Annotated in this window: 12 protein-coding genes; 6 read left to right on the top strand and 6 right to left on the bottom strand. The window is 63.0% G+C overall.

All coding sequences use genetic code 11. The features are described 5' to 3' along the window. Positions 1-345: 345 nt before the first annotated feature. Entirely contained in the window at positions 346-1,785 is a 1,440-nt protein-coding gene (locus tag ACI3KW_RS22555) for an aldehyde dehydrogenase family protein (RefSeq protein WP_113123416.1), read from the bottom strand. Between the two features lie 25 nt (positions 1,786-1,810). After that, positions 1,811-2,956: a fumarylacetoacetate hydrolase family protein gene (locus ACI3KW_RS22550; RefSeq protein ID WP_404849942.1), complete on the bottom strand. Its 1,146-nt coding sequence runs from the start codon at positions 2,954-2,956 to the stop codon at positions 1,811-1,813. Between the two features lie 248 nt (positions 2,957-3,204). On the opposite strand from ACI3KW_RS22550, the gene ACI3KW_RS22545 reads away from it, so the two are divergent. Next, positions 3,205-3,924 carry an SIMPL domain-containing protein gene (locus tag ACI3KW_RS22545; protein ID WP_162740438.1) on the top strand — a complete coding sequence of 240 codons (720 nt, stop codon included), beginning with the start codon at positions 3,205-3,207 and terminating at the stop codon, positions 3,922-3,924. 104 nt (positions 3,925-4,028) lie between these two features. Here the strand turns inward: ACI3KW_RS22545 and ACI3KW_RS22540 are convergent, their stop codons facing one another. Then, positions 4,029-4,859, bottom strand: a complete 831-nt coding sequence (locus ACI3KW_RS22540; protein WP_404849941.1) for a sulfite exporter TauE/SafE family protein — start codon at positions 4,857-4,859, stop codon at positions 4,029-4,031. Continuing rightward, positions 4,859-5,281: a secondary thiamine-phosphate synthase enzyme YjbQ gene (locus ACI3KW_RS22535; protein ID WP_404849940.1), complete on the bottom strand. Its 423-nt coding sequence runs from the start codon at positions 5,279-5,281 to the stop codon at positions 4,859-4,861. Before ACI3KW_RS22535 ends, ACI3KW_RS22540 begins: the two co-directional genes overlap by 1 nt. Positions 5,282-5,533: 252 nt before the next feature. Between ACI3KW_RS22535 and ACI3KW_RS22530 the strand changes: the two genes are divergently transcribed. The 5 genes from ACI3KW_RS22530 (at position 5,534) to ACI3KW_RS22510 (ending at position 11,013) form a co-directional block, all read left to right on the top strand. After that, positions 5,534-7,783 (top strand): OmpA family protein, encoded by a 2,250-nt coding sequence (locus ACI3KW_RS22530; RefSeq protein WP_404849939.1) that lies wholly within the window; start codon positions 5,534-5,536, stop codon positions 7,781-7,783. Between the two features lie 108 nt (positions 7,784-7,891). Beyond that, complete coding sequence (locus ACI3KW_RS22525) at positions 7,892-8,410, top strand: TIGR00645 family protein (protein ID WP_262166612.1); 519 nt, start codon at positions 7,892-7,894, stop codon at positions 8,408-8,410. Positions 8,411-8,592: 182 nt separating this feature from the next. Then, the gene (locus ACI3KW_RS22520) at positions 8,593-8,946 is read left to right on the top strand and encodes a hypothetical protein (protein ID WP_262166611.1); all 354 of its coding nucleotides are present in this window, start codon (positions 8,593-8,595) and stop codon (positions 8,944-8,946) included. Between the two features lie 141 nt (positions 8,947-9,087). Further along, positions 9,088-9,780, top strand: a complete 693-nt coding sequence (locus ACI3KW_RS22515; RefSeq protein ID WP_404849938.1) for a tellurite resistance TerB family protein — start codon at positions 9,088-9,090, stop codon at positions 9,778-9,780. A gap of 189 nt (positions 9,781-9,969) precedes the next feature. Next, a complete protein-coding gene (locus tag ACI3KW_RS22510; RefSeq protein ID WP_404849937.1) occupies positions 9,970-11,013 on the top strand; it encodes an LLM class flavin-dependent oxidoreductase in 1,044 nt (347 codons plus the stop codon). 257 nt (positions 11,014-11,270) lie between these two features. Here the strand turns inward: ACI3KW_RS22510 and ACI3KW_RS22505 are convergent, their stop codons facing one another. Together ACI3KW_RS22505 and ACI3KW_RS22500 are read right to left on the bottom strand one after the other, a co-directional pair. Further along, positions 11,271-11,474 (bottom strand): hypothetical protein, encoded by a 204-nt coding sequence (locus ACI3KW_RS22505; RefSeq protein WP_404849936.1) that lies wholly within the window; start codon positions 11,472-11,474, stop codon positions 11,271-11,273. Between the two features lie 20 nt (positions 11,475-11,494). Further along, on the bottom strand, positions 11,495-11,941 hold the full coding sequence (locus ACI3KW_RS22500; protein ID WP_404849935.1) for an SRPBCC domain-containing protein: 447 nt from the start codon (positions 11,939-11,941) through the stop codon (positions 11,495-11,497). Between the last annotated feature and the right edge of the window lie 72 nt (positions 11,942-12,013).

Raw genomic sequence — 12,013 nt, 5'->3', positions numbered from 1 at the left:
GTCCCCCTCCCCCATACTCCCTCCATCTTCCGGGATACGGGCGGCGCTGCAGCGACGAGCGTCCGGAAGCCAGCCGGGGGAGTGGAGGTCGCGCTCCGCTCCGGGTCGAGCGGACGAGGCAATCGGGCGGGCGCTACGGCAAACGCTGGGGCCTGCGATCGCGCCGTCCGACAAAGTCCCGGCACCCCGAGGCGACGTTCGTCTCATTTTTTATCCCTTACGAGGCGAATGCCGTCTCGGGGTCCGTCCGTCTCTTCGATAACCGCACCAGGCGGCGCTTCCGCACGCACAAAAAAAGGACCCCGCAAAAGCGGAGCCCCAAACATGCAACAAAACGCCTACCGATCAGCCGGCAGCGGTATAAGCCGTCTTCACCACAGTGAAGAATTCAGCCGCATACTTGCCCTGCTCGCGCGGACCGTAGCTCGAGCCCTTGCGGCCACCAAACGGCACGTGGAAATCCACACCAGCAGTCGGCACATTGACCATCACCATGCCGGCTTCGGCATTGCGCTTGAAATGCGTCGCATATTTCAGCGACGTGGTGACGATACCGGCGCTGAGACCGAATTCCGTGTCATTGGCCGTCGCCAGCGCTTCCTCGTAATCCTTGACGCGGATAACCGAAGCCACCGGCCCAAAGATTTCTTCGCGGCTGATGCGCATGGAATTGGTCGCCTCGGTGAACAGCGTGGGCTGCAGGAAATAGCCTTCGGTGTCTTTCTTGACCAGTTCGCCGCCGGCCACCAGCTTGGCGCCCTCGGCCTTGCCGATGGCGATATAGTCGGTGTCCTGCTTGAGCTGGCTGGGATCAACCACCGGCCCGATTTCGGTGTTCTTGTCCAGCGCATCGCCAACCCGCAGATTGCGCACGCGCTCGGCCAAAGCCTCGACGAACTTGTCGTGGATGCCTTCGGTCACGATCACGCGCGAAGAGGCCGTGCAACGCTGGCCGGTCGAGAAGAACGCGCTCTGCGCCACGCTCTCCACCGCCACCTTAAGGTCCGCATCGTCCAGCACCACGGTCGGGTTCTTGCCGCCCATTTCCAGCTGGAACTTGCGATTGTGTCCGATCGAGGCCGCGGCAACGCGCTTGCCCGTACCGACCGAACCCGTGAAGGAAATCGCGGTCACGTCCTTGCTGTCCAGCATGGTTTGGCCCACGACGGAGCCCTTGCCCATCACCAGGTTGACCACGCCCTTGGGCAGGCCATTGCGCACCAGGATGTCGATAATCGCCCAGGTCGAGCCCGGCACCAGATCGGCCGGCTTGATCACCACGGTATTGCCATAGGCCAAAGCGGGCGCCAGCTTCCAGGTCGGAATGGCGATCGGGAAATTCCACGGCGTGATGATGCCGATCACGCCAATCGGCTCACGGGTGATCTCGACGCCCACGCCTGGACGCACGCTGGGCAGCACTTCGCCAGCCAGGCGCAGCACTTCACCGGCGAAAAAGTCAAAAATCTGCGCGGCGCGGGTCACTTCGCCAATGCCTTCGGGCAGCGTCTTGCCCTCTTCGCGGCTCAGCAGCTCACCCAGCTCCTGCTTGCGGGCGATGATTTCCTGGCTCGTCTTGGACAGGATCGCATGGCGCTCAAGAATGCCCGAGCGCGACCAGGCCGGGAACGCGGCCTTGGCGGCGGCGATCGCCTGATTGGTTTCTTCGGCCGTGGCGCGGGCATAAAGGCCCACGATGTCGGCGGTATTGGACGGGTTGATGTTCTCGACGCCATCCGAGCCGATCCATTCCCCGTCGATGAGGTTCTTGTGCAATTGGGTCATGTCATGTGCCTTTCGGGGGAAGAGATCAGAGAAGATTTGCCTTGGCCAGGTCGCGCAGCAAATGACTGCTGCCATAGGTCCAGGGGGGGCATTTGGTTGAGAGGTTCACCCTGTTAGATAGGGTGCCCAACGAGGATGTCGAGATCGAGACGACGTCGCCGATCTTGTGGGTAAAACCCTTGCCGGCGCCGCCACGGTCCTGCACCGGCGCAAACATGGTGCCCAGATACAGCACGAGCCCGTCCGGATATTGATGATGCCCGCCAATCGTCGCGGCCACGAGGGATTCCGGCGTGCGCGAAATCTGGCTCATCGAGGAATGCCCATCGAGCACGAAGCCATCTTCGCCCTCGACGCGCAGCGCGATCTCGGCCTGTTTGATGGTCTCAAGCGTGAAATCGCCGTCGAACAAACGCACAAACGGCCCCAGCGAAGCCGAAGCATTATTATCCTTGGCCTTGCCCAGCAGCAGCGCGGACCGGCCTTCGACATCGCGCAGATTGACGTCATTGCCCAGCGTCGCGCCGATAATCTCGCCCTTGCTGGTCACCAGCAAAGCCACTTCCGGCTCGGGATTGTTCCAGCTCGAAATCGGGTGCAGGCCCACTTCGGCGCCATAGCCCACCGAACTCATCGGCTGGCCCTTGGTGAAAATTTCGGCGTCCGGCCCGATCCCCACTTCGAGATACTGGCTCCACACGCCCTTTTCGATCAGCGCCGCCTTGACCTTGGCCGCCGTCTCCGAGCCCGGCACCAATTCGCTGAGATCGGTGCCGATCAGTTCCAGGATTTCGCCCCGCAGCGCATCCGCCCGCGACTTATCCCCCCGGGCCTGTTCCTCGATTACTCTTTCGAGCAGCGACACCACAAAGGTCACGCCAGAGGCTTTGATCGCTTGCAGATCGATGGGAGACAGCAATACGGGAAGGGACGCGTCAGGCGCATTAGCCCCACTATTGGCCATGATGGCCTCGACACTGCCCAGCACCGTCCCGGTCTGGCTGCGCACATAGTCGGCGGCATTGCCGGCCTCGGCGATATCACGCACCGTCGCGCGGCCCGCGCTGGTGATATCCACCAACTGGTCGCCGCGCACCGTCACGATCCTGGGGTGGTCATGCCCGGCAATCCGGGCCCGGCCAACAAGCACCCCATCCGGATAAAGCCTCACGTCCACTCTCCCAAAAAATATCAGCTGAGTGAGTACAAGCCCGTTCCGCGGGGCGCAAGTGCGGCACGGCTAAAGTCATACTTTTTGCTGAAGCGTTTCCAGCAAAACTGGCCACGGTTTTGCGTTTCGAAAACGCGACGACAAGCGATGAACCGATTTCCACATGCGCGTTCAACTTGCGTTCATGCGTGCCGCAATACTGACGCAATAGATGGGGATTGCTCCATCGCCACATTATGGAGTGTCCCATGCGTCGCCTTGCTCTTCTCGCCCCCCTCGCCCTCGTTGCCGGTTTCGCCATGCCTGCCTATGCCGGCTCGATCTCGATTGAGGGCCGTGGTGAAGTCACCGCCGCGCCAGACACCGCCTATATAAATTCGGGCGTCACCACCCAGGGCGCCACTGCCCGCGAAGCGCTGGACCTGAACACCAAGGCCATGACCGACCTGATCGCCGCGCTCAAGGAATCCGGCATCGAAGCCCGCGATATCCAGACTTCGGGCTTCTCGGTCAATCCGAACTATGTCTATTCCGACGCCCGCGACGAAAACGGCTATTCCATGCCGCCCAAGATCCAGGGCTACCAGGTGTCCAACACCGTCACCGTCGTGGTGCGCAAGCTCGACACCCTGGGCTCCATCCTCGACAAGTCGGTGACCATCGGCGCCAACACCATCAATGGCGTCAGCTTCGCCGTGGCCGATCCGTCCGCGCTCTATAACGAAGCCCGCAAGGCCGCTTTTGCCGATGCCCGCACCAAGGCCGAGCTTTATGCCGATGTTGCCGGCAGCGCCCTTGAAGAAATCAACTCGATTAGCGAGTCGCAGGGCTTCAATCAGCCCCAACCCGCTCCTATGTACGCCAAGGCTGATGTCCAGGCCGGCGCACCGGTTCCGGTTGAATCGGGTGAGCTGAGCTTTACCATCAACGTGTCCGTGCAGTGGGAACTGGCCGACACCACGAAATAACCTAACCCTTTCCCCTCTCTTGCAGGGGGGCTTGGGCGGTGGGGGCGGCCCCGTAGTCACCCGCCCCCACCAACCCTATTTGGCCGGGAGCCGACCCAGAGAGCCTACCCGCTCACCACCGTCCAAACCATATTCAGCCCGACCGCCACCAGAAACGCCGCGAACACATATTTCAGCGTCTTCTGGTCCAGCCGATGCGCCAGCGCCGCCCCAATCGGCGCAAACAGCGCCGCCAGCACCGCCACCAGCAGCAGCGCCACCAGGTTCACATAACCCAGGCTCAGCGGCGGCAGGCCGGCAACGCCCCAGCCCGAAATCACAAAGCCGATCGTCCCGGAAATGGCGATCGCCACCCCGATGCCCGCCGACGTGCCCACGGCGGCATGCATGCTCGATCCAAACGCCACCAGCGTCGGCACCGTCAGCGAGCCCCCGCCAATACCCATCAGCGACGAGATATAACCCACCACGAACGCCGAAATCCGATGCGTCAACGACGAGCCATGCAGATGCCCCATCAGCTTGGTCTGGAACCCGGAAACGATATTGGCGGCAATCACGAAGGCCATCACCGCAAAGACGATGCGCAGCACATCGCCCGAGAACCACCCTGCCATCAGCCCGCCGATCAATGTGCCGGCGACGATGAACGGCGCCCACAGCCGCAACACCTTCATATCCAGCGCCCCGCGCTTGAAATGCGCCCGCGCGCTCATGATCCCGGTGGGAATGATTATCGCCAGCGAAGTGCCGACGGCCACATGCTGCACTACATCGCTGTCATAGCCCAACACCGTCAGCGCGGTGGCCAGCGCCGGCACGATAATGGCGCCCCCGCCAATCCCCAACAGTCCCGCAGCTATACCCGACGCCACCCCCGTTACCAGCAGCCCCAGTACAAAGGGCCAATAGCTGGCCACAGCCGCCCAATCCATCAAGCATCCCCGATAATATGCAGCACCACCTCGCGCCGATGCGGCCGCCTGCGGTGCTCGAACAGATACAGCCCCTGCCAGGTGCCAAACACCGGCGCGCCCTCGGCCACCGGAATGCCAATGGACGTCTGCGTCAGCGCCGCCTTGATATGGGCCGGCATATCGTCCGGCCCCTCGGCAGTATGCACCAGCCAGTCCATGCCCTCGGGCACCAGGCGGCCAAAGAAACCGTTGAGATCGGTCTGCACATCGCTGTCGGCATTTTCCTGGATCAGCAGCGAGCACGACGTGTGCCTGACATAGACGGTCAGCAGCCCCGTCGCGACTCCGGCCCCGCTGACAAAGTCCCGCACGGCGTGGCTGATCTCATAGAGCCCCTGGCCCCGCGTCTCGATGGTCGTGGTTTCGATGGCTTGGTGCATGTTAAGTCCGGGACTAACACGAAGATCGCATCATCGCCAACCACACCCGCCCAAATCATGCCATGATCTGCCGGGCACCTGTCAGCACGCTATTGCGGGAACGTATGCGCAAACCGCCGCGTTCTGGGCATTCCCGGGGAGGGGAACGGTATCGAGCGCCCGCTGTGAGCCATTCACACAGCGTTCAGAATGAACAGTGATGCTGGTGTCAAACGTCCACCCGATCAGTCGACGACAAGAAGGATAACAACAATGCGCCTCAGAAATTGGCTCCTGACCGGCTCAAGCTTGACGCTGCTCACCGCAGTGCCGCTTGCCGTTTTCGCCCAGGACGCGCCGCAGCTGCCGCAGCAATGCGTCGATGCGGGCTTCACCACCATCGAGGAATGCATCGCCGCCCAGCCGGCCGCGCCAGCTGAAGCCGCGCCTGAGCCCGAGGCCGCGCCAGAGCCTGCCCCGGCTCCAGAACCCGCACCCGAGCCCGAACCGGCTCCGCCGCCAGAACCCGCGCCCGCGCCAGAACCCGCACCACAGCCAGAGCCTGCTCCCGAAGCAGCCCCGGCCCCTGAAGTTGCGCCTGAGCCGGCGCCAGAACAGCCCGCACCGGCCCCCGAGCCCGCGGCCGAACAGCCCGCGCCTGCTCCGGAGGCCGCGCCCGAACCAGCCCCTGCACCGGAGCCTGCTCCCGAAGCCGCTCCCGTCGAGCAGCCCGCTGCGGAGCCTGCTCCCGCCGAGCAGCCGGCAGTTGAACCCGCGCCCGCCGAAGAACCAGCGCCAGCCCCGGTTGAAGCTCCCGCCCCTGCCGAGCAGCCTGCTCCCGCAGAAGCACCTGCGGAAACCCCGGCCGAACAGCCGGCTCCGGTCGAGGCCCCCGCTCCTGCCGAGCAGCCTGCGCCGGAACAGCCCGCAGCTCAGGTCGATATCTCGGCCGATCTGCGCGCCCAGGTGGATATCTACAACGCCGCCGTTGCCGACCTGATGTCGGGTGGCGACGCCACTGCCGCCCAGGCTCAGATCGATGGCGCCCGCAGCCAGATCGCTGCGCTCTGCGCCCAGACTGGCAATAGCGACATCGACGCGTGCCTGGCCACCTATGGCCTGTCCCTGCCTGCCGTGCCCGGCATCCAGCCCGCGGCACCGGCCGAGCAGCCCACCGCCCCGGCCGAACAGCCTGCGGTCGATCCGGCTCAGCCCCCCGCAGCAGAAACCCTGCCGGCCGAGCCCACCGAGGTCATCGAAACCCTGCCCGAGGGCATCACCCAGGAGCAGATTGCCCCGGTGCTCGATAGCGCCAAGGATGTCGAGGCTGCCCCGGCCGTAGAAGGCCAGCCCGCGGTCGAAGTCCAGCCAGTTCCGGAAACGCCCCCGGCACCTCCTCCGGTTGACGACGCTGCCGCTCAGGCTGCCTTCGAAGTTCCCGAGGAAGCGGCCCTCCGCTCGGCCGTTCAGGAAGAAGGCCAGAAGGTCGAAATCCAGGCGCTGGAACCCCAGCAGGTGCCGCAGAACGTCACGATCATCAACCAGACCAACGTGACCAACAACATCGTCAACAACAACACGACGGTGAACAACACCACCAACAACACGCAGAACAACACGGTCATCAACCAGCAGAACAATACGCAGAACAACACCGTCATCCAGCAGGCCGGGTTCGGCGATGCCCTGACTCAGGTTATTCTGCAGATTGGCACTCAGCTGATCGTCAACACCCCCGGCCAGGATACGGATCGCTTCTATGATCCGGGTGCTGACGAGGTGTTCTACGAGCAGTTGAGCCGCGGCCGTACTCGCGAAACCGTCACTCGCCCCGATGGCAGCCAGATCGTCACTGTCCGCAACCGCAACGGCGATATCCTGCGCCGGTCGCGCTTCACCCCGGATGGCCGCGAATATGTGCTGGCCTATTTCGATGACCGCTATGACGATCAATTGCTCGAATGGCGCGATCCGGGCCTCGATCTGCCCCCGCTCCGGCTCAATATTCCGGTGCAGGATTACGTGCTCGATTCCCGCTATGCCGATGAGGAACAGGTTGAGGTCTTCTTCCGCCAGCCGCCGGTCGAGCAGGTCGCCCGCCTCTATTCGATCGACGAGGTCAAGCGCTCCTCCCGTGTCCGTGACAGCGTGCGCAAGCTCGAAGTGGGCGGCCTGACCTTCGATACCGGTGCCGCCACTATCAGCCGCGACCAGGTCGGCGCGCTCTCCAACGTCGCCAATGGCATGTTGCAGTTGCTGGCCGCCAATCCGGGTGAAACCTTCCTCATCGAAGGCCACACCGACGCGGTGGGTTCGGAAATCTCCAACCTGCAGCTCTCCGATCTGCGTGCGGCAACCGTTGCCCGCATCCTGACCGACTTCTACGGCGTGCCGCCCGAAAACCTGGCCACCCAGGGCTACGGCGAACGCTACCTCAAGATCCGCACCGAGCTTGGCGAACGCGAAAACCGTCGCGTCACCATTCGCCGCATCACCCCGCTGATCACCGTCGCCAACAATTAGGCGCCGCCACAGCAAACACGAAGGCCGGGCACCAGCCCGGCCTTTTTTGTTACCACCTTGCCAGCGTCCCAAAATTCGCTATGGCTTCCCCGCCCATCGGAGCGCGACATGAAGCAGCTGGAACTCTTCCTCGAAAACATCATCCTGGCGTCACGCTGGCTGCTGGTGATCTTCTATATCGGTCTGGGGCTCGCGCTGGCGCTCTATGCCGTCACCTTCGCCGCCAAGCTCTGGGACTTCGCCTCTCACATGATGGGCATGGACGAGACCGAAACCATCCTCAAGGTCCTCAGCCTGATCGACGCGGCGCTGATCGCCAGCCTCGTCGTCATGGTGATCATTTCCGGCTACGAAAACTACGTCTCCCGCTTCGACGATGGCGGCGACGTGCACTGGCTTGGCCAGATCGATTCCGGTTCGCTGAAGATCAAGGTCGCCTCCACCATCGTGGCGATCTCCTCGATCCACCTGCTGCAGATCTTCCTCAACGTGCCGCAATACACCACCCAGAACATCATGTGGTACACCATCATCCACCTGGTCTTCGTATTCTCGGCCCTGTTCCTCGCGCTAATCGACCGCATCTCGAAAAAGCCGGCCGGCAAGGAAAAATCGCCAGATTTGTGAAAAATAACTTGGCTAGGCGCGCTGAAAACTGTGCTCCGTCCGAATTTTTCTGCTTACCAAACCCCTTGAATCACCAGCACTATTCCGCCCGCCTCGCGGCTCGGAATAGCGTGATCACGCAAATGGGAACGAAAACAAAAAGCCCGCGTTTCATTGGTACGGTGAAACAAAGGAGCGAACTCATGGCTAACCCTGACCGCGATACCGTTTATACCAACGATGGCAACCGTACCGTTTATACGCGCGAGAGCAGCGGAACGGGCTGGTTCGTTGGCATCATCGTCGCCCTTGCGCTGCTGGCTATCGGCTACCTGGTCTTCTCGGCCAATTCGGGCCCCTCGACCCCCGCCGGTACCGCACCGACAACTGAAACCACGGCTCCCGCCCCCATGACGGAAGCACCCGCCGCCCCGGCCACAACTCCGGCACCGACTGATGCCGCCCCTGCGGCCGAACCGGCGACTCCGGCTCCTGCTGCCGAACCGGCCACTCCGGCCCCGGCAACTGATCCGGCAACGCCCGCCCCGGCGATGTAATAGTAATTGCTCTCATGCCCTCGGCCCTCCCTCCGATGGCATAAAAAAGGCCCCGGCACGTCCGGGGCCTTTCCCTTGCGCCTTGCGAGGGCCGCATTCGATGCCCATCTCCGTCCCCGAGACACCAACAAGGGAACGCCAATGTTCAACATCGATCAGATCGTCAAAGCCCTCCAGACCGACAAGAACACCCAGCGCACCGCCATGACGGGCGCTGCGGGCCTGGCCGCCGGCATGCTGCTTAGCGGGGGAGGCCTGGGCAAGCTCGCCGGCAACGCCGTCAAGATCGGCGCCGTAGCAGCTGTTGGCGGCCTCGCCTACAAGGCTTGGCAGAATTACCAGCAAAACCAGCCCGGCGCCGCGCCCGCCCAACAGCCGTCGCAGGATGCCTTCATTCCCGCCCCGACCGACCAGAATGCCCAGGAAGAACTCGGCAAATCCCTGGTGCGCGCCATGATCGCTGCCGCCAAGGCCGATGGCCGCATCGACGCCGATGAAAAGGAAGCCATCTTCACCAAGCTCGAAGGCATGTCCCTCAGCGCCGAAGAAAAGGCCTGGGTGTTCGACGAACTCTCCAGTCCCCTCGACATCAACGCCGTCGCCGCCCGCGCCGATACGCCCGAGCACGCCACCGAAATTTACGCCGCCTCCCTCATCGCCATCACGGCCGACACCGCCGCCGAGCGCGCCTATCTCGATGCCCTGGCCAGCAAACTCAAGCTCGCTCCTGCCCTCGTCGCCGAAATCCACAAAGCCGCCGGCGAAAAAGACCCCGAACCCGTCCAGACCCCCGCCTCGCCCTGGGCCTATACTCCGTCCGGCAGCAACGTCTAACTCACAGCCACCGCACTTACCCTCTCCCCTTGTGGGAGAGGGACAGATTTTCTGCGTCCAGCACAAAATCAGGGTGAGGGGCTGCCTCCGCAAACACCGGCCCCTCCGCCTCTCCACCAGTTACACCCATGTGCGTTCTTGATCCCGCTACGATGGCAGGCCATGTGTGCTCCAACACAGGAGGCCACCATGGAACTCGGACTCTATTCCTTCGCCGAAAATACCCCCGACCCGCTGAACGGCGGCCGTCTGCAAAGTCCCGCCGAGCGTCTCAAGGACCTGCTTGAGGAAATCGAACTGGCCGACCAACTCGGCCTCTCCTTCTACGGCCTGGGCGAACACCACCGCCCCGATTACACCGCCTCGGCGCCGATCACCATCCTGGCCGCTGCCGCCGCCCGCACCAAATCGATCCGCCTCTCCACCGCTGTAACGGTGCTGAGCTCCGAAGACCCCATCCGCGTCTACCAGCAATTCGCCACGCTGGATAATCTGAGCAATGGCCGCGCCGAGATCATGGCGGGCCGCGGCTCGTTCATCGAGAGCTTCCCCCTGTTCGGGCTCGACCTCAACGATTACGACGCGCTGTTCGAGGAAAAGCTCGAAATGCTGCTCAAGATTCGCGAAGGCGGCAAGGTAACCTGGCCGGGCAGCGGCCATACCAAACCCATTCCCGGCATCGCCATCTATCCCGTGCCGGTCCAGCAACCGCTCCCGCTCTGGATCGCCGTCGGCGGCACGCCCAATTCGGTGGCCCGCGCCGCCTATTATGGCCTGCCCCTGATGATCGCTATCATCGGCGGCCAGCCGCGCCAGTTCGCCCCCTTGGTGGACTTCTATCGCGAAACCGCCGAAAAGACCGGCCACGATCCCAAATCCCTGCCCGTCGGCATCAGCTCGCATGGATTCATCGCCGCCGACAGCCAGGACGCCCGCGACATCGCCTTCCCAGCCCATAGCGAAGCCATGAGCCGCATCGGCAAGGAACGCGGCTGGCCACCCACCACCCGCGCCCAGTTCGACGCCGGTGCCACCCCCAACGGCGCCTATTTCATGGGCTCGCCGCAGGAAGTCATCGACAAGATCCTGATGCAGCACGAATGGTTCAAACACGACCGCTTCGGCCTGCAATTCAGCGTCGGCACCCTGCCCCACGACAAGGTCATGAAAGCGATTGAACTGTACGGAACGGTGGTGAAGCCGGCAGTGGACAAGGCGCTGGGCAAGAGCTGAACCGACATTCGGAGGGCCCGATCTGCCCCCCTGTGCGGGGGAGTGTTCATCTTGGACTCGTACCACCCACGATGTCATTCCCGCGAAAGCGGGAACCTCTGTTTGCTTAGGCCCGCATCCCGGAACGGAGGTTCCCGCTTTCGCGGGAATGACACCGCATTCTTGAACGCGTCCAGAGTGAACACTGCCCTGCGGGGAGGGAAGCGAGATAGGGTATGCTTCCGCATACACGATACCCCCGGTTCATATGCCCCAACCTACTCGGCGGGTGTGCCAGACCAGTCATGCCGCGCCCGTGGCTCCGGCAATAGTCGCCGGACCAGCGCCACCATGGGATGCTGCCCCGTAGGGCCATACTTATCGCCCTCCCGGCGGCGCGCCGCCGCTATTTCAGCCTCCACATCGGGGTGGATGCAGGCCTCGCGGGTAATATTCTCGAAATGGAATGGTGCGGGAATCATCTTTCATCTCCCGGTTGGGGTTACTTCCAATTGTCGATCAGCACGTCATCGGGATGGGGCTGGCCCTTGCCCGTCTCGATCAGGGCCTTGAGGCTCATCAGGAAGCTTCCCCACTTGGTGCTGCAGTGGTGCATGAACTCCACTGGCTCCTTCCAGCCCATATGCTTGAACAGCACGATGGCGTAGTCGTCCTCCTGCTTGAGATCGAAACTGATCCTGGTGCCGATCCACTCGGCCGGCCCGTCGATCACCTCCCACAGCAGCCGCTTGCCTGGTTCGAGCTCGAGCACCTTCATGTCGAAGCCGCCCGAGGCGCCGAAGCGGAACCGCAATTCGCCCCCGATTTCGGTCTGCCCCTGCGTGTCGCCCGTCCACCAGCCGGCAAGGCCCTCAATAGTGTTGAGCGCCGCATAGGCTTCCTGGGTGGAAGCCGACTTGATACCAATCCTGTGCAGAATATCCGGCATGGCAATTCTCCTGTGCTTGGCCGTTTCGATGCGACAAGGCTAGGATCGGAACGACCAGAGGTGGGAGTTACA

Source organism: Devosia sp. ZW T5_3 (assembly GCF_044987315.1).
Lineage (GTDB): Bacteria > Pseudomonadota > Alphaproteobacteria > Rhizobiales > Devosiaceae > Devosia.
This window is presented reverse-complemented; position numbering and strand designations above follow the sequence as displayed.

Coding starts and splice junctions, on each gene's coding strand:
- ACI3KW_RS22555 (WP_113123416.1), bottom strand. CDS start 1,785: ATGACCCAATTGCACAAGAACCTCATCGACGGGGAATGGATCGGCTCG.
- ACI3KW_RS22545 (WP_162740438.1), top strand. CDS start 3,205: ATGCGTCGCCTTGCTCTTCTCGCCCCCCTCGCCCTCGTTGCCGGTTTC.
- ACI3KW_RS22540 (WP_404849941.1), bottom strand. CDS start 4,859: ATGGATTGGGCGGCTGTGGCCAGCTATTGGCCCTTTGTACTGGGGCTG.
- ACI3KW_RS22535 (WP_404849940.1), bottom strand. CDS start 5,281: ATGCACCAAGCCATCGAAACCACGACCATCGAGACGCGGGGCCAGGGG.
- ACI3KW_RS22530 (WP_404849939.1), top strand. CDS start 5,534: ATGCGCCTCAGAAATTGGCTCCTGACCGGCTCAAGCTTGACGCTGCTC.
- ACI3KW_RS22525 (WP_262166612.1), top strand. CDS start 7,892: ATGAAGCAGCTGGAACTCTTCCTCGAAAACATCATCCTGGCGTCACGC.
- ACI3KW_RS22520 (WP_262166611.1), top strand. CDS start 8,593: ATGGCTAACCCTGACCGCGATACCGTTTATACCAACGATGGCAACCGT.
- ACI3KW_RS22515 (WP_404849938.1), top strand. CDS start 9,088: ATGTTCAACATCGATCAGATCGTCAAAGCCCTCCAGACCGACAAGAAC.
- ACI3KW_RS22510 (WP_404849937.1), top strand. CDS start 9,970: ATGGAACTCGGACTCTATTCCTTCGCCGAAAATACCCCCGACCCGCTG.
- ACI3KW_RS22505 (WP_404849936.1), bottom strand. CDS start 11,474: ATGATTCCCGCACCATTCCATTTCGAGAATATTACCCGCGAGGCCTGC.
- ACI3KW_RS22500 (WP_404849935.1), bottom strand. CDS start 11,941: ATGCCGGATATTCTGCACAGGATTGGTATCAAGTCGGCTTCCACCCAG.